The 23,055-nt window shown below is 56.4% G+C and carries 26 protein-coding genes; 20 read left to right on the top strand and 6 right to left on the bottom strand.

The features are described 5' to 3' along the window. Positions 1 to 5 precede the first annotated feature (5 nt). The 18 genes from ASN_RS06135 to ASN_RS06220 all read left to right on the top strand — a co-directional run bounded on the left by ASN_RS06135 (position 6) and on the right by ASN_RS06220 (position 17,462). Complete coding sequence (locus tag ASN_RS06135; protein WP_058989184.1) at positions 6 to 1,256, top strand: phage major capsid protein; 1,251 nt, start codon at positions 6 to 8, stop codon at positions 1,254 to 1,256. A gap of 20 nt (positions 1,257 to 1,276) precedes the next feature. Further along, positions 1,277 to 1,924, top strand: coding sequence for a head-tail connector protein (locus ASN_RS06140; protein ID WP_058987558.1), 648 nt, complete (start codon positions 1,277 to 1,279; stop codon positions 1,922 to 1,924). Beyond that, on the top strand, positions 1,921 to 2,253 hold the full coding sequence (locus ASN_RS06145) for a hypothetical protein (protein ID WP_058987560.1): 333 nt from the start codon (positions 1,921 to 1,923) through the stop codon (positions 2,251 to 2,253). Before ASN_RS06140 ends, ASN_RS06145 begins: the two co-directional genes overlap by 4 nt. Further along, positions 2,250 to 2,687 (top strand): hypothetical protein, encoded by a 438-nt coding sequence (locus ASN_RS06150; RefSeq protein ID WP_058987562.1) that lies wholly within the window; start codon positions 2,250 to 2,252, stop codon positions 2,685 to 2,687. The genes ASN_RS06145 and ASN_RS06150 overlap by 4 nt, the downstream gene beginning before the upstream one ends. Continuing rightward, the gene (locus ASN_RS06155) at positions 2,684 to 3,184 is read left to right on the top strand and encodes a hypothetical protein (RefSeq protein WP_058987564.1); all 501 of its coding nucleotides are present in this window, start codon (positions 2,684 to 2,686) and stop codon (positions 3,182 to 3,184) included. Before ASN_RS06150 ends, ASN_RS06155 begins: the two co-directional genes overlap by 4 nt. Before the next feature lie 69 nt (positions 3,185 to 3,253). Continuing rightward, entirely contained in the window at positions 3,254 to 4,480 is a 1,227-nt protein-coding gene (locus ASN_RS06160) for a phage tail tube protein (RefSeq protein ID WP_058987566.1), read from the top strand. An 83-nt stretch (positions 4,481 to 4,563) separates the two neighbouring features. Continuing rightward, on the top strand, positions 4,564 to 4,977 hold the full coding sequence (locus ASN_RS06165) for a hypothetical protein (protein ID WP_058987568.1): 414 nt from the start codon (positions 4,564 to 4,566) through the stop codon (positions 4,975 to 4,977). Positions 4,978 to 5,153: 176 nt separating this feature from the next. Then, positions 5,154 to 5,336, top strand: a complete 183-nt coding sequence (locus ASN_RS06170; RefSeq protein ID WP_231948410.1) for a hypothetical protein — start codon at positions 5,154 to 5,156, stop codon at positions 5,334 to 5,336. Further along, entirely contained in the window at positions 5,333 to 6,055 is a 723-nt protein-coding gene (locus ASN_RS06175) for an HK97 gp10 family phage protein (RefSeq protein ID WP_058987572.1), read from the top strand. The genes ASN_RS06170 and ASN_RS06175 overlap by 4 nt, the downstream gene beginning before the upstream one ends. A 1-nt stretch (position 6,056) precedes the next feature. Next, on the top strand, positions 6,057 to 11,030 hold the full coding sequence (locus ASN_RS06180; RefSeq protein ID WP_058987573.1) for a phage tail length tape measure family protein: 4,974 nt from the start codon (positions 6,057 to 6,059) through the stop codon (positions 11,028 to 11,030). A 1-nt stretch (position 11,031) separates the two neighbouring features. Then, positions 11,032 to 12,657, top strand: coding sequence for a hypothetical protein (locus tag ASN_RS06185; RefSeq protein WP_058987575.1), 1,626 nt, complete (start codon positions 11,032 to 11,034; stop codon positions 12,655 to 12,657). A gap of 12 nt (positions 12,658 to 12,669) precedes the next feature. Then, positions 12,670 to 13,431 (top strand): hypothetical protein, encoded by a 762-nt coding sequence (locus ASN_RS06190; protein WP_058987576.1) that lies wholly within the window; start codon positions 12,670 to 12,672, stop codon positions 13,429 to 13,431. After that, complete coding sequence (locus ASN_RS06195) at positions 13,431 to 14,594, top strand: hypothetical protein (protein WP_058987577.1); 1,164 nt, start codon at positions 13,431 to 13,433, stop codon at positions 14,592 to 14,594. The genes ASN_RS06190 and ASN_RS06195 overlap by 1 nt, the downstream gene beginning before the upstream one ends. 13 nt (positions 14,595 to 14,607) lie before the next feature. Continuing rightward, positions 14,608 to 15,294 carry a hypothetical protein gene (locus ASN_RS06200; protein ID WP_058987579.1) on the top strand — a complete coding sequence of 229 codons (687 nt, stop codon included), beginning with the start codon at positions 14,608 to 14,610 and terminating at the stop codon, positions 15,292 to 15,294. A 48-nt stretch (positions 15,295 to 15,342) separates the two neighbouring features. Then, positions 15,343 to 15,648 (top strand): hypothetical protein, encoded by a 306-nt coding sequence (locus tag ASN_RS06205; RefSeq protein WP_167541301.1) that lies wholly within the window; start codon positions 15,343 to 15,345, stop codon positions 15,646 to 15,648. Positions 15,649 to 15,915: 267 nt separating this feature from the next. Continuing rightward, positions 15,916 to 16,473, top strand: coding sequence for a lysozyme (locus ASN_RS06210; RefSeq protein WP_058987583.1), 558 nt, complete (start codon positions 15,916 to 15,918; stop codon positions 16,471 to 16,473). After that, entirely contained in the window at positions 16,470 to 17,177 is a 708-nt protein-coding gene (locus ASN_RS06215) for a hypothetical protein (protein ID WP_058987585.1), read from the top strand. The genes ASN_RS06210 and ASN_RS06215 overlap by 4 nt, the downstream gene beginning before the upstream one ends. 102 nt (positions 17,178 to 17,279) lie before the next feature. Further along, a complete protein-coding gene (locus ASN_RS06220; protein WP_231948411.1) occupies positions 17,280 to 17,462 on the top strand; it encodes a hypothetical protein in 183 nt (60 codons plus the stop codon). Between the two features lie 183 nt (positions 17,463 to 17,645). On the opposite strand, the gene ASN_RS18615 is transcribed toward ASN_RS06220, so the two are convergent. From ASN_RS18615 to ASN_RS19570, 3 genes are all read right to left on the bottom strand, one after another. Further along, a complete protein-coding gene (locus ASN_RS18615) occupies positions 17,646 to 18,086 on the bottom strand; it encodes a hypothetical protein (protein ID WP_082666604.1) in 441 nt (146 codons plus the stop codon). After that, on the bottom strand, positions 18,083 to 18,745 hold the full coding sequence (locus ASN_RS18620) for a S1 family peptidase (RefSeq protein WP_197603338.1): 663 nt from the start codon (positions 18,743 to 18,745) through the stop codon (positions 18,083 to 18,085). The genes ASN_RS18615 and ASN_RS18620 overlap by 4 nt, the downstream gene beginning before the upstream one ends. A gap of 442 nt (positions 18,746 to 19,187) precedes the next feature. Then, positions 19,188 to 19,595, bottom strand: a complete 408-nt coding sequence (locus ASN_RS19570; protein WP_157765130.1) for a hypothetical protein — start codon at positions 19,593 to 19,595, stop codon at positions 19,188 to 19,190. A gap of 535 nt (positions 19,596 to 20,130) precedes the next feature. Between ASN_RS19570 and ASN_RS18630 the strand changes: the two genes are divergently transcribed. Both ASN_RS18630 and ASN_RS06235 read left to right on the top strand, forming a co-directional pair. Then, a protein-coding gene (locus ASN_RS18630; protein ID WP_099048343.1) for an IS5 family transposase occupies positions 20,131 to 20,885 on the top strand; the annotation gives its coding sequence in 2 pieces (ribosomal slippage) (positions 20,131 to 20,461 and positions 20,461 to 20,885; 756 coding nt in all). Between the two features lie 338 nt (positions 20,886 to 21,223). Beyond that, complete coding sequence (locus tag ASN_RS06235) at positions 21,224 to 21,454, top strand: hypothetical protein (protein WP_058987589.1); 231 nt, start codon at positions 21,224 to 21,226, stop codon at positions 21,452 to 21,454. Between the two features lie 158 nt (positions 21,455 to 21,612). Here ASN_RS06235 and ASN_RS19890 read toward each other — a convergent pair whose 3' ends face one another. From ASN_RS19890 to ASN_RS06245, 3 genes are all read right to left on the bottom strand, one after another. Then, complete coding sequence (locus tag ASN_RS19890; RefSeq protein ID WP_162829219.1) at positions 21,613 to 21,786, bottom strand: hypothetical protein; 174 nt, start codon at positions 21,784 to 21,786, stop codon at positions 21,613 to 21,615. 145 nt (positions 21,787 to 21,931) lie between these two features. After that, complete coding sequence (locus ASN_RS06240; RefSeq protein ID WP_006558048.1) at positions 21,932 to 22,348, bottom strand: ArsR/SmtB family transcription factor; 417 nt, start codon at positions 22,346 to 22,348, stop codon at positions 21,932 to 21,934. Next, positions 22,345 to 23,004, bottom strand: a complete 660-nt coding sequence (locus tag ASN_RS06245) for a peroxiredoxin (protein WP_058987592.1) — start codon at positions 23,002 to 23,004, stop codon at positions 22,345 to 22,347. Before ASN_RS06245 ends, ASN_RS06240 begins: the two co-directional genes overlap by 4 nt. Positions 23,005 to 23,055 lie beyond the last annotated feature (51 nt).

Consider the following 23,055-nt stretch of genomic DNA (forward strand, 5'->3'; position numbering starts at 1 on the left):
AAGCCATGTCTACCGAAGCCGAATACAAAGCCGCCGTTGCAGACCTCAAGAGTGCAACAGATGAGGTCAAGAAATTTGCAGAGACTTCCAGAACAGAAATTAAGAATATTGGTGAGGTCACCAAAGAAACCAAAGCGGCTGCTGACAAAGCCTTGACGGAAATGAATGCACTGTCCGCTCGCGTCACGGAGATGGAACAGAAGGGCGCACGGGGTGGTGGCCAGAATGATCAGGTCGCCCAGTCTATTGGTCAGCGCTTTGTTGCGTCCGATGAGGTCAAGGCTGCCATGGAGCGCGGTAGTAGCTGGAAAGGTACCGTGCAGATTGAAGTCAAGAATATCACCTCCGCCAGTTCCACCGGCACATCCGGCACCACGGGTCTGGTTGTGGCGGATCGACAGCCGCAGATCATCCAGCAGCCCACCCGCAAGCTGGTTATTCGCAATCTGCTCATGCCCGGCGCTACCGGATCCGGTTCGATTGATTACGTCAGAGAAACCGGCTTTACCAATAATGCCGATTTTGTTGCTGAAGACCCCAAGGATCCCAAGCCGCAGTCTGACATTACGTTCAGTCTGGAAAGTCTGCCGGTCCGCACCGTCGCGCATTTCATCATGGCGTCCAAGCAGATCCTGGCAGACGCGCCAATGCTCCAGAGTTACATTGATGGGCGGCTGCGCATTGGCCTGGGCCTCAAGGAAGATGATGCGCTGCTGAACGGTGACGGCACAGGAGTCACAATCAAGGGCCTGATGGCGCAGTCCATCAAATATGCCCAGCCTGCCGGTGTCACCATCAAGGATGAGACCATGATTGACCGTCTGCGTCTTGCCATGTTGCAGACCACTCTGGCGGAATATCCGGCAACAGGTCACATCCTGAACCCGACTGACTGGGCCAGCATTGAGCTGACCAAGGATGCCCAGCTCCGTTATGTCTTTGCCAATCCGCTGGGTCTGACAGGTCCGGTCCTTTGGGGGCTTCCGGTCGCGGAAAGTCTTGCCATGGCGCAGGGCAAATTCATGACCGGGGCATTCAGTCTTGCCGCCCAGATCTTTGACCGCGAAAACGCAACGGTTTCCATCTCCACAGAAGACCGGGACAACTTCGTGAAAAACATGGTCACCATCCTGGCGGAAGAGCGCCTGGCGCTTGCAGTTTACCGCCCCGAAGCCCTGATCAATGGCGATTTCACAGGGATTGAAACCACCACAACGAGCGGAGAAGCCGCCACAACTGGCGGCACGGGCGGCTAATCTCAAACCGGGGGCAAGCCATGTCTCATACCATACGGGTAGGCGCACCAGCTCAACTGGTGGCGCTTGCCTCCCTGTCTGACCTCAAATCAGACCTCAAGATCACGGACGATACACAGGATGCGGATCTAAACCGCAGGCTGCTGGAGGCCTCAAGCGCTGTGTTGGCCTATATCGGCCGCCCTATCCTGTCGTCTGACTGGCGGGACATCATAGATCTGCGGCAGGATCAGCCCCGCATCAGCCTGGTGCTGGGCCGGTATCCCGTCACGGCGCTCAAGGTTGTGTCCATCAACGGCACAGCCATGGGCGGTGATGATCTGACCAATGTGTTTGGGGCCATGGATACCTCCTGCGGCATGCTCTATCCGCCGGATGGTGGCCCCGCTCTTTGGCATCCAGCCCGCTATGTCATCACCTACACGGCAGGCTACAGCCCGCCAGGAGCGGATGGCACCGGGGGCACCATCCCGCTGGAGATCCAGCAGGCCATCCGTATCACGGCTGCCGCCAGTTGGCATGGTGGAGACCGAGACCCAAACCTGAAATCAGAATCAGAGCAGGGTGTCGGGTCCACGTCATGGGTGGCAGCAGCCTCTGGCACGGGGGGCCTGCCGCAGGATGCCGCTAACCTGCTGGCGGGCTATCGGTCTGGCGGTATCCGGTGAGCTACCGCACAGAACGCCGTCGCCGCCAGATCAGCGCCAAGGGCCGCCAGATGGTGCTCAGGCGGGTTGATGGCAACACCTCAGTCACTGTGCAGGGATACGCACCCCCAGCCCAATCGGCTGACATCATGGATGCCACGGTCAAGGCCTCCTTTATCTGCCAGATCACCAACGATGAGCTTGCCTCCTCCGGCTACGGCTCACCTGCGGCCATGGATCGGCTCAGGGATGGCCCCAAGCTCTACACCCTGACGGATGCCACGCCGGTTTATGACGGTCCAACCCTCTGCGGCTGGACGCTCATAGCGGCGGGCGGAGAAATATCATGACCTCACCAGCAGTATGGTCCAGTGCCTGGGCCATCGCCCTGGCAGCCGCGCAGGCAGACGGCCGGGAGCTTCTGGATCCAGCAGCCCAGAAACAATCCGTGCCAGAAGGCCCCTACTGGCTGATGGAAACAGCATCCAGCACGTCAGACCGTGCCGGAGCCGGTGAGCCCGTCAACCTGGAGGATGGCACGGTCTGGCTGCACCTCATGGTGCCGCGCGGCACGGGCACACTTACGGCCCTGACCAGCCGCAAGGCCATGTCAGATGCGTTCCGCGCCGTGATGAAAGAGGCCGAAACCATCCGGCCCGCATGGTTGCCAGTTGGTCTCTACTATCACGGCCATAGTTTTGACCCACCCGATCTTGACCAGGACGGAAACCGTGTCCGGTTTTCTCTCGGCATAGATTATGAATTTCAGGATATCCTCACATGAAGTATTTTGCTCTCTATGAAACCGGAGCCAATACCGGCCTGTATGCTCTGGGCAGCACCGAGCTTGAGGCTGAAAGCACGTCTGATGCCGTCACCCAGGCGGAAAAATCTGCTCCGGCAGGTTGCCGCACCGGTGTATGGCCGTACCAGATGATCTCCGGCACACCGTCTGCCACCACACCCACGGATGCGGAAAACGGCAAGCAATATAACGTGCTGGCCCAGCCGGACGGCGCGGCAGGCCAGTTTTCGGCTAATGGGCAGGTATTTGCCTCCATTGGGGCTGATGCTGCGGGCATGTGTCTGTCGCTCCAAAAGTTTTTTGGCTACCGGCTGGGCCTGATCCCTACGGATGCCAAGCCAGCGCCTGCGGCCACCCAGCCTGACACGGGCAGCACAGGATCCAGCACGGTCAGCTCCGGCACAACCAGCAGCGGGTCCGCGCCGTCTGATGGTGGCTCCGTCGTATCTGGTGGCACAGCCGCCCCGGCTGCGTAATCCGCCACCTCACATCTCTGTTTTTCTCAAGGGTCGCCCAGTGCGGCCCTTTTTTATTGGAGCAACGCAATGGCTACGGGTGCCACAACCGGCTATGCGGCCGGTGAGCAGACCAACACCAGCCCTGTCGATTACGCGCAGGAAGTCACCTACAACATCGCACCGGCCGGTACGTATCAGCGTCTGCGGTTAACGGGAGAAAGTCTCGCTGCGCAGGACAGTACGTCCACGCCTGACGAAATCAACAATCTGCCAGAGGTGGCCGAAACAGTTCTGACTGGCCGCTCTACCGGCGGCAGCGTCAACGGCGTGCTCTCCTACGGCACCTATGATGATTTCCTTGCGGGTGTGCTGGGGGCGGATTTTACCTCTCTGGCGGCTATCACGCCCAGCCCTGGGAAATTTACCGTGCAGCAGGTGGATCCGGGCAATGGAAATTTGCCCACCATTTGGGCAAGTAATGCTGGCACGTCGCTGTCAGTTTTTGGCAGCGTGCCAGTTGGGGCTTATGTCCGCATACTGGACCCGGCCAACAATATCGATCTGTATGCAGTGGTTATCGGTAAAAATGCCGGTTCCACCCTCATTTTCCAAGCGGGGGCATTGTCTGCCATTGGATCAATCAGCCCCTCGGCCAGCATGTCGATCATCTACAACGGGGTGACTAACAGTGGTCTTGGCAAAACCTATACTATCCGGAAAAAGCTTGCCGGAGAATGGCAGGTCTTTACCGGGAACATGGTCAATCAGGTCCAGATCCAGTTGCAAAAAGGTCAGGTTCCTACCGTCCAGATTGATTTTATCGGCTCAGACATGACCGTCACCACCGTGGATGTCTCCAGCGCCGTCAATGCGGCAACCACCAGTCCGCTGATGGATGTGGTTGGCGGTTTTCTGGGCTGTTCCATTTTTGGCCAGTCTCCAGCCGGGTGCATCCAGTCCGCCACCATTACCCTGGCGCGTGATGGCTCCGGGCAGGATACTGGCATGGGGCATGTCGGGGCCTGCGGCATCCAGTTTGGCGCGCTCAAGGCCTCTATGGATATCGAGTATTTCTTTAAGGATTATACCGAATTTCTGGCATGGCAGGCCGGTCAGAAAGGGCAGGTCTCCGTGAGTATCAAGGGCAGCGATGGCTACGGCTATCAGTTCACTCTCCTCAATGGCCGGATATTCAACCCGAAAAACCCGATCAGCGGCAAGAATGCTACCATTGTCACCACCATTTCCGTCACGGGCAACCCGCTGCCGGGCGGCGGCACGTTCGCCATTACGCGCATCACGCCAACGTCCTGACGGTCTGCGTTCTTTCTGAATTTTCTTCTTTCCATCCTCACAGGCCGCCACTGAGCGGCCTTTTTTTAGTGGAGTAAGCCCTCATGGCTCGTCTTTCCGACATCAAGATTGATTCCGCCGCCATTGCCGATGGTGTGACTGTCCCTGTTGAGCAGTATCCGGGCCTCAAGATCACCGTGCGCGGCTTCACCGATGCCTTCCGCGATGCCCAGGCACGCCGTCTGGCGCAGGCCGCCCAGAAATTCCGCAATGATGTCAGCCGTATCCCCTTTGCTGTGCGTCGCCAGATCAACAGCGGCCTGCTGTCAGAATTTCTGATCGTGAATGTTGATGGCCTTTACAGTGATGATGCGGAAACCGTTCCAGTCACGCTGGAAGAGTTCAAAAACCTCCTGGCAAATCCGGATTACCGCAATCTGGCGGATGCCTGCTGGGACGCGGCTGCCCTGGTCAACACGGGTGCAGCCGAGCAGGTGGAGAAGGCTGAGGGAAACTAACCCGCGCCCTCAGATGGTGGCTGGTCTGGGGTGACCCGGAATATGAGGACATCTGGCCGGAGCTGGAAGGTGATGAAGCCCGCGTTGATCCCCTGCCGGAATGGCATTGGATCTGGCGCGCCTGGCACCGGCTCTCCTCGGAACGTCAGTGGCCTGCTGAGGGATTTTCCGTCCCCATGGGCGGCATGATCATCAAGGGAAGGCCAACGGCCATCCCCTGGCGCGCCGTGCTGGCGTGGGCAGGTCATCATGATCTGAGCAAGGCGGAAATGGCGCTGCTGGATCGCTGCCTCATCGCCATGGATGCGGTGTTTATCGCGCACTGGTCAGAAAAACTGAAAAGGAGCCTTGGCAAATGAGATGGTCGAATGTCCTGCGTGAGCAGATCCACCTCAACACCGCCAAGGCGCTTTCCAGCACGGCGCTGCATGAGATGGTGGCCGATCAATGCCGCCAGAACCGGGATGATCTTATCGCGCAGGGCAGCGCCTCTCCGGTTTACACCACCTACGTGGACGGCAAGCGCGATGCCGCAGAAGAAACCGCCATGTTGCAAGGCGGTCTTGTCGTCTACGTTTTCAGCGCCCTGGCACAGGCCGCCAACTGGGCGCTGGATCAGTGCCGCAAGCGCTCGCCCGTTCGCAGCGGTGCGTATCGGGATAGCTGGGTCATCCTGGTGGATGGCATAGCCTGGCAGCAGGCTCCCGCAAAAATACCCAAGGGCAGCACGGTCTGGATCGTCAACACCATGCCCTATGCCCGCAAGATTGAAGTCGGCGGCATGCGTGTCAGTGTGCCACCAGGCATCGTGGAGGCGGTCCGTCAGGCCACGCAACGCCGCTTTGGCAGCATCAGGGCGGACAAGGCTTACAAGCCGCTCCAGGGCGGCCGTGATGCCCGTGGTGAGCCCATCCCTTACGTCCTCAGGCAGGCTGGCATCGCATCCGGCATGTCCTGGAACAAAAAAGCGAAAACATGGAGCCGCAAGCACGCGGCCTACGCCAGCAACCGCGCAGATCGGCAGGCTGGCCAGCAGATGCTCTATCCCACCTTAATTCTTACCGAGCCAGGACAGTAAAATGGCAACCATCAAGCAGATCAATGAGATTGATAACATCATCCATGTTACCGATCAGACTGCCGATGGTACCGAGAGTGCGGCCCGCAATATGGATGCCTTGCAGGGCAAGGCAGAGGCCGTTTGTGGCTCCATGGCCGAAATGGGCGCATCGGGGGGCAAGGCCACACGGGCGCTGGCTGAAGGCGTTGGTGCGGCATCGGATGCCTTCAACGGCCTGAGCACCACTGCCGCCTCCCGTGTCAATCAGCTCGGCAAAGAGCTGGATCTGCTCACGGAAAAACGCAGTCAGCTTCTGGATGCCACCCGCAACGCAGGTGCGTCCGGTCTGGGCACAGAGGGCACGGCCACCGAGCTGGAAAACATCAATGCCGAGATCTCGCGCGTTACCATCCAGATGGACCGGGCGCAGCGGCAGGCCCATGCAGCGGCAGATGCCCAGGCAGCATGGAATGGTGAGCTGACAGAAGGCCGCAGCGCCATGGTCTCCCTGGGAGATAGTACGTCTCGGGTGATTGACGCCCAGAACGCTGCTGTCACTGGCCTGTCTGCCGGGATGGATACGTCCGTCAAAAGTTTCCTGCGTATGGCCGCCTCTGCGGGGGATGAAGTCGCCAAGCTGACCCTGCGGCTGGAAACGGCGCAGGATCGCTTGCAGCAGATGCAGGTTCAGGCCCGCGCTGCCACGGCCAATGGTCTATCCGATGATGATGCCAACTATGGCGTAGCGGCCCAGCAGGCGCGTGTGGATGCGCTCCAGCAGCAGATTGACCTGGAAAAGCAGGCCCGTGCCGCAGCCGATGAACTGACAACGGCGCTGGAAGAGCAGACGCTTGTGCAGTCCAAAAGCACCAATGCCACAAAGCTGGAGGGATACCAGATTGGCATCCTGATGGATGAGGCGCACAAATTCTTTGATCAGATCCTGGCGGGGGGCAACCCGCTCCAGGCTGCGTTCTATCAGGTGCCCAATGCCGTCCAGATCATGGGCGGCCTTGGCAACAGCCTCCAGCTCGTGCGCGGTCTGCTTGTCGGTCCGGCCGGTATCGCTCTGGCAGCCGGCGCAGCAGGTGCGGCCATCTACAAACTCGGCTCCTATGCCGAGAGCGAGCAGTCCCAACTCACGCAACTCAGCACCCATCTGCGGGCCACCCGCACGGATTACGCTGATATGGCGGATACTGCGGAAAAAGCGGCCCGCACGCTGCATGAATCTGACAGTGATCTCTCCCTGTCAGACAGTCGCACGGCCGTGCAGACCATTGTGTCCGTCCCAACCGTGGATAGCAGCCAGATTGAGCGGTACATGACGGACGCCCGCAATCTGGCGGCCGTCATGGGCGAAACCGTACCGGAGGCCGCCAAGACCATGGCAGCCGCCTTGCAGGATCCTACCAAGGCTGCGGAAGAGTTTGCCCAGCAGGGTATGCCGGGTTTCAACGCCGGTCTGGTGCTCATGGTCCAGCATATGCAGGAGGCAGGAAATCGCACTGGCGCACTGAACAGCGTTATCAAAGTGCTGGAACAGACCACCAATAACGCGGAAGAGCAGGCGCTCACACCGTTCCAGGCGTCTCTGAAAAACCTGAAAGACGAAACCGGCGGTGTGGGAGATGCCGTGGTCTCTTCCTTTCAGCATATGGGGGATGGCATTGTCGGTATGGCCACGGCCGGGATCAAAGGGCTCACAGGGCTGATTGAGCTCATCGAACAGATTGCGCCCAAGGTTGAAACAGCCACCAAATCCATCTGGGATTCCGTAGCCTCCGGCATGACGTGGGTCGGTGGAAAGCTGGAAGGGGGAGTAGAGGGTGGCCTGAACCTGCTGGGGGCCACCAATCTGTCGCACCTCATGGCACAGGGAAATACGGCTGACCCGCAGTTCTCCTTGCCCACCAATACCAACGCTACGGGGGGTGTCCGCGGAACAAATGACACTTCTGGTAATGTGCCGTCTACTCAATCCTTAAAAGCACAGGATGCGGCAGTCACCAGCCTTGCTGCTCATTGGGCAGATTTGCAAAAGACTGTGGATGCAGAAATCGGTTCTGACAGTAGCCTCAGCGGCCAGTTGGATGACCAGAGACGCAAAATTCAAGGTCTGAAAACTGCTGTATCTGACCTGAATGAACTGCATGCGGCTGGAAAGATCGGTGATGAAGAATATGCCACCGACATGCGTAACCTCAATGGCCAGCTCACCGCGGCCAATGTTGCCTTGGCCGGCCTGCGTGGGCCGTTTGCAGATCTGATTGAGCAGCAGGATCGGGCTGCCCAGTCTGCGGCGGCGCTGACAGGGTATGACAAAGCCATGGTGGAGGCGTCCCAGCAGGCGGATGATGCTGCACGTGAACTTTCCGGAGGCCTGGCCTCCGCGAGCGAGAAAGCCCTTGTGCAGGCTGCTGCTGCACGCACTCTGGCGGCGGAATACACAACCGGCACAGCCGTGATGCAGCGCAATACGTCCCTTCAGGGGCAGATTGCGGATGCCTGGTCCAAAGGTGGTGCTGCTGCGGAACATGCAACCAATTACGTGCAAGCCTATACGGATGCGCTGGATCACTACAAGCAGGGCAGTCCGGCCTTTGCGGCCGCCGTTGCGCAGCGGACAAAGGCACTCGATGCGCAGTATTCTACTGAGCAAAAGGTCCAGTTGGCGCAACAGACTTACGCCAATGACAATCAGGTCGAACTGCTGGAGACAGAGACCGACACGATCGGCATGAATGCGGATGCCCGCACCAAGCTGATCAACCGCATGCAGGCGGAGCAGGAGCAACTGCAAAAAGGCAATTCGTTGCAGGATGAGTCCGTGCAGAAATACTTGCAAAGTGTTGATGCGCTCTCTGACGCAACGGCTGCTTACCAGCACCAGCAAGAAGTCCTGCAGGACGTCACTGGGGGGCTGGAAAATATGTCAGATCAGCTTTTCGATGGCGTCACACAGGGCTTTTTGCAGGGCACTTCATCGGGCATGTCCTTCAAAAGCATGCTCCAAGGTCTCGAAACGCAGGCCGTTTCTCTCGTGGCAAAATTTGCCCTGATCAATCCGCTTCTTAACAGCATTGATGGCGGCACACGGACAACACTGTCAGATCTATCCAACCTGTTCTCCGGAGCAAATTCAGGTGCAGGCGGCTATCTTTCCGGTCTGTCCGTCCAGCAACAGCAGAATGTCCGCAACCAGGCCTCCCAATATCAGAGTGACTGGTCTCCAACCGTTTCTGGTCTGAGCATCGGCCAGAAACAGACGTTCACACAAAAGCTGATGGGCACCCAGATTTTCGGGAGCAGCAGCGGAAGTGGCAATGGAACGATAGGGAGTCTTCTCGGCGGCCTCGGCGCCGGTCTCTCCATCGGCTCGCTGACCAGTCAGATCGGTCATGGCACAGATGGGGGCATTGGCTCTCTCATTGGCTCCGGTGTCGGGGCCATTGTGGGCTCCTTTGTGCCAGTGATCGGTACCGTGCTGGGCGGTCTGATCGGTGGGGCTGGTGGTGGCCTTCTCGGTTCGCTCTTTGGTGGAAAACACCATTACACCATTGATGACGTCTCCGGTCTGGATGGACTGCTCTCGATCACCAACGTCCATAATCATCGCAACACGGACAGCATCACGTCCGGTTTGCAGGATGATCTGGATACCATCAACCAGACGTTGTCGCTGACCGGCGCATCTGTGGATGATGGTCTGGCCGGACAGGTCTATGCTAAGCGTTACAGGGGGAAAAAATCGAACCAGACACTTGAAGATATCCTGCCAGACATCAAGCTGAGCAGTTCTGACGCCACGTTCAACCAGGCGCTTCAGCAGCTCATGCCATCCTCGTTTTCCAGCGTTTCGGAATATACGCAGGATATCCAGTCCCTCAAGGAACTGTCAGACACGCTGGATGCCATGGGCGTGGCGGTCAGCAAGTTTGATGATTCCTCTCATGTCACCGTGGATCATTTCAACGGGTACACCGGAGACATGGCCACGGCGCTGAGCACGCTGGATGGTCAGACCCTCAGCACGGATGACCTGCAAACCAAGTTTGACGCCATCAAGGAGTTTGTGGGCACCACCATGCCAGGGCTCCTCAATGTCACGGCGGCAGGTTCCGAGAGCCTGATCCAGCAGGTGGATGATCTCAAGGCCAAGTATCAGGATGCCGCCAACACGGCCGCCTCGTACGGGCTGGATGCTCAGGCACTGCTGGATAAAGGCAACGCCATTGCGGCCATGATGCTGGATAACGAGCGCACAACGCTGGCCCAGTCTGACCAGTCCGTGCAGGCCCGTTACATGGCCGCAACAGGGGATCAGGAGGGTGCTGACCTGCTCAATCAGCAGGTGAGTGCCGCGCAGGAGATCAAGCAGTTGCAGGACAACTGGCGTGGCTTTCTGGGGGATAGTTTTGCCGCCAACCAGACCTATCAGGACCAACTGGCAGATCTGGAAAAAACCCAGGCGGCTGAACGGTTGCAGATCCAGCAATCCTACCAGGACAAGGCGGCGGAGGCGCAACAGCAATATCTCTCCCAGGCACAATCTTCGGTGGAGTCTGCGTTTTCAAACCTTGCTGATTATGTGCAGGGTCTGGGCACGTCCGATGCTTCGCCCCTGTCCGTGCAGGATCAGTACAAACTGGCCAATGATAATTTTGACACGGATTATCAGGCAGCCATGGGTGGGGATTACGATGCGCTGACGCGCCTCCAGTCTGAATCGCAGACGGCTCTGTCTCTTGATCAGCAATGGCTGGGCTCTGGCACGGATTACGCCAAGGCCTATCAGGACATGCTGACCAAATTGCAGGCCATCGGCAATCTGGGGGCTGACACCTTCACCGCCAACCTGGCCAAGCAACTGGCAGCGCAGCAGGTGGACGCAACGCTCCAGGTCAACAAGTCCATCCAGACCATGAACGCGACCCTGCAACGGTTGATCCTGATGCAGGCCGTAGGCGCAAAGCAACAAAAGGCAGCATAAAATGGCAGTGATCCGCACGGTAGAACTGGACATTGTCCAGCCTGCCGCTGGCACGCTTGCGGCCACCTATGGCCACGGCACACGGGCGCACGGCACCCTGCGTCGCCGTGCCCACAATCCAGAGGCTACGGACACCATCCGCTACTCTGATGTGGGTTATGTGGATGAGTCCGGCACGCCGTATCCGCCCTATGTGACGGATGCATTTGCGCTGGACCGGGGGCTGACCCTCACGGCGGACGCCATGGGCGGTGCGCTCTCGGCCGGGTCCATCACGCTGGCCAATCCTGATGGCGTGCTGGACAGCCTGCTGACCACCCGCGTCAATGATCATCTGCCGGTGCGGATCCACACCGGCAGCAAGATCTGGGATGGGGTGCGGCGGGTGTGGAAAGATCCTGCCAGCACCAGCCTGCGGCCTGTGTTTGCCGGTCTGGGCAGGAGCTGGCGGCCGGACCGCACATCCGTGGCCATTGATCTGCTGGACGCCACCTACTGGCTTGAGGGCAGCATGCCTGTCTCCGTCTATGGCGGGGCAGGCAAGCTGGATGGAGACAGCAACGTGGCGGGCAAGGGCATGCCCCGGATCCGGGGCAGTGTGTGCAACATCACGCCGGTGCTGATTGATAGCGTCAATTATGTCTATCAGATCTCGGACGGCCCGGCCTCGGTCACGGCGCTGTATGAGGGCGGGTATCCGGGTGGCATCGCCTCGGCTGGCACGGTGGCGGATATCTATGCCGCCAGCCCCAGCCCCGGCACTTACACCGTGCAGACCGGCTCCGCTGGCACCTGGCTAAGGCTGGGCACCAAGCCGGTCTATGGCATCACGGTGGACGCCGTGGGGAAATTCCGCTCCGGGGCTGCACCCGCCAACGTGCTGGATATCCTGCGGCAGATGCTGCTGGAGGATCTGGTCATGCCTGCGGCCTATCTTGATGCCGCATGGCCTGCCACCTCCTCGATCGCGCCCTGGCCGGGTGGCTGGTATTGGGATGGTTCGGAGACCATCACCGGCAAGCAGGCGGTCAGTACGTTGCTCAGCGGGCTGTGCATCACCCTGGTGCCCACCCGCACCGGCACGCTGCTGCCCATCCTGCTGACAGCGCCGGACCCGGCCGAGACACCGGCCGCCGAGCTGAATGCGGATGTGATCACGGAGATTGCAGCCGCCACGCTGGACAGTTCGCTGGATCCGCCAACATGGCGCTGGCGCATTGGCTGGCAGCATAATTTCACGGTGCAGACCACTGGATCCAATCTGCACCCGCAGGCTCCGGCCGCACGGCAGGCCATCATCGCGGTGGCGGATCGGGCCGCCATCTGGTGGTCTCCGGATATCAAGAGCCGCTGGCGGGTGCCCAATGATCCGGCACTGGTCACCACGGCCTTGGCCCGCCAGACGGATGCCACCACCATTGCCAAACTGCATGGCGCATTGTGGGGCACGCAGCGGCGGCTCTGGGCTGTCACCATCCCGCAGGATCTCGCCTGGGGGATTGATCTGGGGGATGTCATCGGCATCTCCGCGCCGGCGCCGGGGCTGGAAGACAGGCAGCTCGCCCGCGTGGTGAGTGAGCACATGCAGGCCACGGATCAGACCGTCACCTTTCAGATCCTCGTTTAAAGACGGATAAAAATGGAAAATTGTGGATTGGGCTGGGAGAACCGCGTGCTGGACGCGGCGCTCACGGCCTCTGCGCAGGTCTCGGCGTTGCCTGTCGAAAACCTGCGCAACCAGCAGGGGGCGGCCAGCCTTGGCTGGCGGGTGCCAGGCACGGCGGCAACGCTCACCATCAGCCACCCGCCTGCCGGCCCCTGGCGCGCCTTTGGCCTGTTCCGGACCAACCTGACAGCAACGGCCCAGATCACCGTCACCGTCCTGTCAGATAGCAACACGGTCTGGCAGGGCACGGCGCAGGCGGTAGCGAATGGGCAGATCCTGCTGGTGGCGCCAACGGCTGTTACGGGCGATACGGCTACCATCCAGATTACGGATACCGCCAATCCGGATGGGTTTCTGTCGATCCCGTTGGCCTATGCTGGCCCCATCTGGCAGCCGGTGCGCAATTACAGCACGGACAGCACGGCAGACCGCACGCTGGGGCAGGATAGTGTCACAACCCTGGGTGGCACTGAGTTTGTCTCGGCCCGCTGGTATCAGCGCAAGCTGAGCATCGCCCATCAATCCTATGGCGATGCGGACGCCATTGTCCTGGACCAGATCCTGCGCACGGCCGCCACCGGGCAGAACATCCTGTTGCTGCCGGATCCATCCGCCAGTCCGGCAGACCTTGCCGCAAAGGCGCTGTTTGGCGGGCTGAGCGGCGGTGATCTGTCCAATCCCTTTGGCGCTGCTGACCGGCATGCCCTGACCTTAACCCTTACGGAGCGCCTGTAATGGCACCACAGCTTGGCAACTATGTGCTGGAGACAGCCACAGCGCCCGGTACGGGCAGCTTTACCCTCAACGGGCCAGAGACCGCGCGCCGCAGCTTCTCCGCCGCGTTCCCGAATGGGGGCACCGTTTTCTATTTTGCTGATGACGGCTCTAGCGCTGAATGGGGTGTGGGCACGCTGACCATCGGCACGCCCAGCACGCTCTCGCGCACCACCATCATCGGCACCACAAGCGGCAGCGCATCGGCACTGAATTTCTCCGGATCGGTGGAAGTCTATAACGAAATCCCGGCTGAATATGTGCCGATTTTAGAGGCAGACGGCCACCTGATCGTCAAATCCATCACGGACTGGACACAGCGGCAGGCGCTGGGCGCAGCCGATGCAGAAGGGCGGTACATCAAATCCGTAAATGACAGCACCAACATCCGTGTTGATGGTGCTGGCATCAACAAACAAACCGGCGTGCCCTGGCTGCATACGGGCAGCGGTTTTACCAACTTGCAGGCAGCAGGCGATTACGCCACCAACGCGGCGGTTAATACTGAGGTGACGGCCCGCGTGAATGCTGTAGCAGGGCTGGATGCCGCCAAGGTAAACCGCGCGGGCGACACCATGCGGGGGGCACTCTCAACCTTTAACGACCCCAATCTGACAAACGGTGTTTACAATTATTCCCCCGCTTTTCGGACCTATACCAATTCGCGGGCAGGGTTTCAGTTTTTTGCGCAGGACAAGGTAGGGGATGGTTCCACCGCGTCCGGTGTCCTTGTCCAGGAGTGGAATGGGGTAGCCCAGCAGTATTGGTGGTTTAACCCGGATGGGGGCATCGGCCAGTCCTCCAAGGGTGACGTGGCTTTCGTGAGCCAGATCCCGACGGATTACGTGACAAACGGCACCTTTCAGAACAGCCTGCCGTTTGTGGACAAGAATTTGCGTGCTCAGGTTTTTACCAAAGTGGTTGGAAACGGCGTCTGGGTGACAATCCCGCAGGCCTTCAAAACACTGGTGGGCGTCCTCGCCTTGCAGTTCAGCTCGGGGAGCGAGGGTGTCCGGCCGTTGCGTGTTGAAACAAATGGGGCAACAGGCGGCCAGTTTCAGATGTCGGAATGGGATACGGGTGGAAACACGCAATACACATTCCTTGTTTTTGGCTATTTCTGAGGATTGAAGAGTAATGGTTGACACAACACTGGCGGTTTCAGACCTTCTGAAAGTGGCTTACCCTGCCCAATATTATGGCAGGATCAGTGAGGATCATACGCTTGTGCTGCCCGTTTATGACGTGTGGGGTCTGCGGGACAGCATGGGCCGGGCCATAACCGATCTGGCCTCTATCCCGGCAGCAGGTGAACTCGTCGCTTTGACGGCGGCGCAGGTGGCTCTGTTGCGTGCTTTTCCGGCGCGTGGCGCGTTCAACATCTCCATTGATGCGGCGTCCAGAACGCTGGTGCATCCTGATCGGTATTACTGCGACGGCGGAACACCTGCCTGCTTTTATGATGCGTGGGGTTACAGCGACATCAGCGCGCTGCCGGATAGTTCGGAACTGCATGCGCTTACAAAAGAGCAGTGGCAGGCACGACAGGATTCCGCCAGCACCGGCTTGCAGGATTACGTGTGGGATCATGCCACCGGCACCCTGGTGGAGTATACAGCACCTGCCGTTGTGATTCCGCTGGCTAAACAGGCCGCTTCGGAGATCTCCGGCTGGATCGCCATGCAGGCCTCCATGGCCTCAGCTATGGGCGAAACCTTCACGGCCGATATGCAGGCCTATGTCAAAGCCATCCGCTCCATTGCCGGTGGCACGGACACCACCAGCACAAAACTGCCGGACAGGCCTGCAACCATCATGAGCTGATGCAGCGTCCTGCTGTTGTTTCTGCCGCCCGGTGAGGCGGTTTTTTTTATGTCTGCCGAAAGGGCCCAGATGCCTGATACCAATTATCCGCCCGGTGATCTTATCGGCCGGGGTGAGTTTGCCATGATGGACGGTCGTGTGCGGATCCTTGAGAGCGATATGGCTCTGGCCAAGGCCAATCAGACGGAAACGAAATCAGACGTTGCCAGCATCAAGAGCGGCATCGCCACCATTCAGGCGGAGTTGAAGACCATGCGCGGCTGGAGGCAGTTCCTGATCACCGGCGGTATTGGTGTCGGCTGGGGGCTCGTGCAGGGCATCATGCATCTGCTCGGTTGGGGTAGCGCGCCGTAAGCATGAACGGCAGGAAGGAGGACCTTCCTGCCGTTCAAGGCACGGTAGACAGAATCGAGTGAGAAAGATCACTCGTCGTAATCATAGCACGCACATGCAAAATGCAAAAAAGCAGGGCAGCGGTATAGCCGCTGCCCTGCTTCCTCGTCTCTTCCAGTAATGGGTTCCCACACCCGTTACCCAAGATGTTGGTGTCTTTGTGTATCTGCATTGATCCAGATCAACAGACCGCCCGCTGAGGCGGTTTTTTTATACCCGGAAATCCAAATGAATGCTTCCATCGCTCTCGCGGCTGCTTTGGCGCGCGAATACGAAGGCCTGTCCCTGCGTCCGTACGTCTGTCCGGCCGGTTACTGGACCATCGGCTACGGCAACCGCTGCCTGGCCAACGGGTCCGCCGTTACGGCCCGCACGCGGCCGATCACCAAACAGCAGGCAGAGGATCTGCTGATCTCCACGCTGACGGGCCTGCTGCCCAAATTGCGGGCGCTGATCCATATACGGATCACGCCCAATCAGGAGGCAGCGCTCCTGGACTGGCAATACAATCTGGGCACGTCAGCCATCACCGGATCCACGCTGCTGCGCCTGCTCAATTCCGGCCAGACCATCGCGGCCGGAGAGCAGTTGCTGCTGTGGGATCACATGCACCGCAACGGCCATCTGGTCCGTGTGCCTGGTCTGACCAGACGCAGACTGGCCGAATGGCATCTCTATGTCGGGGCAACCGGTGCCGGATCCTCCGTGCCGTCCAGTCCCACTCCCTCCAATCCCACTGATGATCTCAACGCGGCCGAACTGAGCCGCGTGAAGGAAGACGTATGAAACTCGCAAAAATCGGCGCTTATCTCCGCCAGCCTACCACCCTCATTGCGCTGGGGCTTGTCCTTGGCACGGGCGTTGCCGACTGGTTTGGCGCGCTGCCAGAAGGCACCTCCATTGCCCTGCTGGCTGCATCCCTGCCGCTGTTGGCTGTGTCCGACACTAGCGGAATCCTGGCAAAACTCTCGGCAGATCGGGATGGTCTGGCTGCCATTGTGCATGCCCTCACCACCCACAAGGATATTGGTCCGGCCGCCATCAAGGTGGCATCCGATACCGTGCCGGGTGGGGCGCTGCTTGCGGCCGCCGCATCTGCCTTGGTCCAGCAGCAGGCTGCCGCCAGCGCGCCGGCCAAAAAGGCCAGCGGAATCGGATCTGGCGCTGCTGGTCTGCTCCTGCTGATCGGGCTGTCCGGTAGTCTGGTGGCATGCAGCGGTGATCAGCTCATCCAGCGTAAGCAGGCAGTTTACAGTCTCAGCCTGTCCTACTCCGCCGCTGCCCAGATGGCGGCCGACTATGAGCACAACGTGGCTGCGGATCCTGCCGTGGTTGCCAAGCTCAAACCAGCCTTCCAGAAGGCGCATGACCTGATCGCCCCTCTGGATGATGCGGCCGCCAAGGGTGATCCGCTGCCGCAGGCCGCTGTTGAGGTGGCTCAGGCCGCGCTTGATGCAGCCCGCAAGCTGCTGCCGGCGACTGCCAACTGACCATTTTCCCGGCAGCGGGAAGATGGTTGCCAAGGGTGTCCACTAATACCGACCCCCTTTCATGATCCGCAAAAATTGGCGGAAAACCAAGAAAGACAGAAGATGAACTATACTCAGATTGCCATCTCGGCCGTGGAAGCACTGATCCAGAACGGCCCAACCATTGTGGAAGATATCACGGCTCTGCTGAAGCCGCTAAAGGAAGGCCGTGAGCCGACTGCCGAGGAGTGGGACTTTGCCCGCCAGCAGTTGGATACGGCTAATGCTGCGGTGCAGGCTGGCTAATTTGAGGATAAATTCCTCTATCTGTAGCGCATTTATTCACCAAAGCATGCGCTACAGACCTACTTGAGAATGATCGAGTAGGCATTCATAAAATCCAAAAACACTGATTTTGAAAAACCATACCAAACCAAATTGTCAATTTTTATAAAAACGTCTTTTGTATTTTGTTTTATTTAAAATTTATTACTTTAAGTCGCACCACGCGCTCAGAGTTATTTTCCCAACACTCGCAAGAGTAAGCGCAATAACGGGAGAAATCAGCGCAGATGCTACGCTTAAATGTGGTGAAATGGCCACAGCCATTGAACTTACAACATAAGTTCTAGCTACTCCTTTATCACCAAAAAGCCCATCACGCTCCTTTTTATACTTCTCATCACCGCAAATATATAACCGAACTTCTTTTTTAATACTAGAAAGAAATCCACCTTTGTCTAGAACTGGCTTTGACGCTGAAAATGGGTAAGTATCATCTGCTGAGGCTGATAGCCATAGTTGGGCCACATCGTCATAGGACTTTCCGTCTGACAATAAGGTATTGACGATAGTGCGTTGGTACATGGGGAGGGTATCAATCCACCCAGAAGAATCTGCTTGAAAAATCTCTTCAATTTTACTAATCATGATTCATACATTCCCAAAAGATATTCAGCAGAAACTGCATGAGTAGTTTGGTGAAGTGTGTGGGGATCAACGCCCGCAAGAGAAATATTTCCTCCACCTCCAGGTGCATAGGATCCCACAATTACACCTATTAGCTTACCATCCGACTTGTTAAAAACCGGACTACCAGACTGGCCTGGACGAGACTGAATATTGAGAACAATATGTTTTGATTTAATACCAGATGCAGAGATTAATATCTTAGCACCAATTTCCGTGTCTTGTTGGGTAAGAACCATTCGCCCATGATCCGCATGAGGAAAGCCAAAAATGGATAAATTGTCCCCTACAAGCGACTGGTCTGTCCCTCCAATCCGGATATTCGAACACAATGTAGTGTCTGCTTTAAGGATGGCCAAATCGTGAAATGGATCCACTTGATGTATTTTACAAGGTATACATTTAACTAAAGTGTCACTCGTATCTTGATACTCATTTATAGATGGAAGCACTTTAAACGCAAGGCAAAGCCCTTGGTCATTTTCGCCAGCGACATGCGATGCCGTTGCGAACAGACCCTCTTTATTTAAAGCAAATCCTGTTCCACATAACTGCGTCCCATTAGGAGTAATTCGTCCAACTGCAAAAACGCCAGTCGATATGGTATCAAATTTCATCATATTTCTTCTCGTAATGTTATCTGATAAATTAAAGAAAATTTAATTTTCCCTGTCAATATAAACAGTTATACCTCAATCAATACTCTGACATGCATACGTAACAATGAAATGTTTCATAAGAAAAATTAGAAAGGTAGGATTTTTAGAACATTCCAACTGCTTTTTCGAGGTATTTTTTCTGTTATCCCGCCGCGTTCAAACCGCACAGAGGATATCTCCTGCGGCTTCCGTCGTTATCGGGATCGCAACCGTATCGAGCGGATATCAACAAGCTGAAACAGTGCCGAAGTATCGCCACACGCTATGACAAGACAAAAAAAATCGTTCTTTGCCTTTTTTAGCTTCGCAGCCGTAAAACTGTTGCTACCGTCTTTTGTCAACAGAACCGAACTGGACGCTTTACACTTAAGGCGGAAGAATTTTTCCTAGGGGAATATTATATCTAGGCATCTTTTCGCCCCAATAAAGAATCCCTAGTGTCGGGAAAAAAAAGAACAAAAAATGTTGTAACAGCCATAGAAATTCCAAACAAAAGAAGGGATACCCCCAATATCCCATCTGCATAAAACCAATTTTTAGGGATGTTTATAGCTCCAAATGCTACAGTCGCAGCACTCAATAGAGCTGCGCAAGAATTATATATTTTTTTTGTTTCGTTTCTAGCTGATGACAACCAATAGACAGCAGAGTAGAGACCAGATGTCGCAGAAATTGTTTTCGCATATTTGTTAACATAATCAATTAATTCTGTTCCATACAAATAAGTGATCGGAAACAAAAAAAGAATGGAAACAACAAAATAAACCGCATACATTGTTTTTGATAAATTTGAAGGCTCTGTTTCAATCATGACATAGCACCAAAAAGTTCACAACAGGTATTTTATGTAAATAAAACAAAAACTTAAATCAACAAAAACAGAAACCAGTAAGCAGCGCTTTTGCTTTAACTTACGGTATCCATCCACTATGGAGATCTGAGGGATTCATGCAGACAGAGACTCGCAATAGCTGGGATCGTATGGATATACGTAAGTCTTTTTGAATGAATTGCTTAATATAACACATTTGCCTTAAAAATATCGGCATGACTCCGTGCCCGAAAGGTCAAATCTGATTTGGGGTAATTTTGGGGGTAATGAGAAAAAATTTTCTCTATGATAATAACGTAATTCAATTACTTATCATGACATGAAAGAGTCCGCCGCGGACACCAGAGCACATAATCAGGCAGTTTCCTGCTGTCTCAAATTCCATTCGAATCCCATAAAATTGGCTGAAAAGCCTACGGCGTGTCGTCAGTTAAGCGCTGAGTATGGCACGTGAGGGTTGTACTTTGTGGCGTCCTGTGCTGACTGTTTTCCCGATTTTGTGGGAGAGCAACAGATGCGGCGCTACGGTTTACGCAACGATCAGTGGGAACGGATAAAAGACCTTCTCCCCGGTCGTGAAGGTCATGTCGGCGGCACAGCAGCGGACAACCGCCTGTTCGTGGAGGCCGTGCTGTATCGCTATCGCGCAGGCATTCCATGGCGTGATCTTCCTGCCCGTTTCGGAGACTGGAAAAACGTGCATCGGCGTCTGCGCCGCTGGTGTGAAAGCGGTGTTATTGAGAGGATCTTTCGCCATCTAGCCGCGGATCACGACAATGAATACATGATGATCGACAGCACCATTGTCCGGGCACATCAGCATAGTGCCGGAGCCCTCAAAAAAGGGGCGCGGATCAGGCCATCGGACGATCACGAGGCGGGTTGACGACAAAGATCCATGCCATCTGCGACGCTCTGGGCAATCCGGTGGAACTCGGCATCACACCGGGGCAGGATGCGGATATCAGCCAGGCGGAACCGATGCTGGAAAACATCGATCCGGATGCCTTCCTCGCCGACAGGGCGTATGACGCGGACAGACTGATTGATCGGCTGACACAGCGCGGGATTACTCCGGTCATCCCGCCGAAACGCAATAGAACAACCCAACGGGAAACCGACTTCGCTCTCTACCGCGAACGGAACCTTGTCGAGCGGTTCTTCAATAAACTCAAGCAGTTCCGTGCTATCGCAACACGCTACGACAAGCTGAAATCGACCTTCCTCGCAGCCGTGCAGTTCGCTTCAATCATTATCCTACTTAACTGACGACACGCTCTAGAACAGGCGTTGCATCCTGTTCAGTCAGCGCCCATCCAGACCTAAGGGTTTCGGGGCATTATCCGGATGATCGGATTTCCGGAAACAGAGTATCTGTAAAGGTGACAGATATCTGCTCCTTTTTAAAAGCTTTATCCTTTTCGGGCATACCCATTCTTCCTCCCGCCTTCCGTGCCAAAATTACCCGATGCAAGCATGAAACAATCAAACTTATTTACATTTCGAATTTTAACATTACCGTTAGGTCTATTGTAACTTGAAAAAAGATAGGTCACCCTATTTCTTTAAAAGTTCTGATTGCTCAATATACTTTTGGGATATGCATCATGACGCAAAAAATCAGCCCAGAAATTGAGATTGCTTTAATCCAGGCAGCGTCAGCCTTTACAGTAGAATTCATGCGCTGCTTTCATGGTTCTGACAGTGCAAATGGGTCCACCTGCCAAAAAAACCTGAAAATTCCTCAAGAGTTTGATGAGCGCTTCATAGCAATGTATTTCAGTAACACTCTCTTTGCGCTTAAAGATAACTATCAGGAAGATCGACCTGACTTCTAAAGAACTTCTGTTTTCAGAATTTCTTTAGTAATGATTACTTGAGTGCACGACTTTCGCACGCTTTTATTAATCACCTGCGTGGTCGTGCATCAATAAAAGACGGGCGCGGGCCGCAAAGCTTGGCCACGCCCGACCATTCTCAGCCTTGGGTGATTCAGCTATTTGCTGTCTGTAGCGCGATCCAGCGTGCGGCCAGCTTTTTCAGCCGGGCCTTTGGGGGGATCAAACGTATCCTGCACTTTTTCCCCAAATGTCCGTTTATGCGGCTTGCACGCCGTTGCAGAAAGACCAACTGCAGATAAGGCAAGAATCACAACCAGTAACCGACGCATTCTGCATCTCCTTACAAAAGAGTTGCAGATCAAACACCTCAAGCGAATAAAGGTTTCTGTGGCACCCTCCGTGTCAGGCGTTGCCTTGACGGATGGCGTGACTTTCCTACGCTTGCCACGTAACCACCGATGACAGGCTTAGAGTTTAGTTACCTGCAGATGAGGGCGGGCGGATAAATGCAAACCGTGCTCCGCCTTCGGTAAGCCCTCTTTTTTTGGGGGCGCTCTCTTTTCCTGCCGCAATACTTTGCAACAGCGGCAACGTCGATTGATCTCCCCGCAACAGACCAATCAGGGCACGTGCTCTCAGCACTTCATCTTCACTGGCCAGGCTGTAATAAATGGTGCGGGATTCCCGACGCGGCACAATGATATCTGCCCGACGCAATGTGCCCAATTGCTGACTGAGTGTAGGCTGACCGATTCCGGTCTGGCTTTCCAGTTCACTCACTGCCAGAGGGCCTGTCAGCAAGGCATCCAGAATAAGCAAACGCTGCGGTTGAGCAAACAGCTTCAGGCGCTCGACCAGCAATTTTGCTTCATCAAGGGAGAGTGGGCTCATCCCTTTTTCTCCGGCTTGACCGGCATAAACCACGCAGGCCCTGCCTCGGCCACGGCATCCTGAGTCTGCGCTGCCGGATACATGACAGGTTCGCCCGGCTGCCAGCCTTCCGGGGTCAGCACATCCTCTTGCGCTACCTGCTGAAGCGCCTTCAGCAACCGCAGTAATTCCTTTACGGAACGGCCAACGGTTGGAGGATACCAGGTTACGGCCTGCACAATGCCTTCCGGATCAATCACGTAAACGGCACGTACCGTCACACTGCTCTGGGCCGTTGTGTCCAGCATGCCATACGCGCGGGCGATGGACATGGAAGGATCTTCCACAATGGGGAACGGAATACTAACGCCAAACCGCTCCCGTATGGCCTCAACCCACGCCAGATGAGACGGCAGACTATCAACGGAGAGGCCGACAAGCGCACAGTTCAGAGCCTGAAACTGTGGCGCGGCCCGCGCAAGGGCGATAAATTCGCTGGTGCAGACCGGCGTGAAATCAGCCGGGTGCGCAAACAGCATGACCCAGTGCCCCCGCAAGGAACTGAAGGTCAATTCGCCCTGCGTGGTGCGCGCCACAAAATCTGGCACCGCATCACCAATCTGAAGAATGGCCCGCGAATGGTACAGCGGGCAGGATTCCAAGGTCTGGTCGCTCATGATGTGTTTCTAAGCGGATTGTTCTGCTTGACGCAAGATGGTTTCGCATTT

The organism is Acetobacter senegalensis (assembly GCF_001499615.1).
Lineage (GTDB): Bacteria > Pseudomonadota > Alphaproteobacteria > Acetobacterales > Acetobacteraceae > Acetobacter > Acetobacter senegalensis.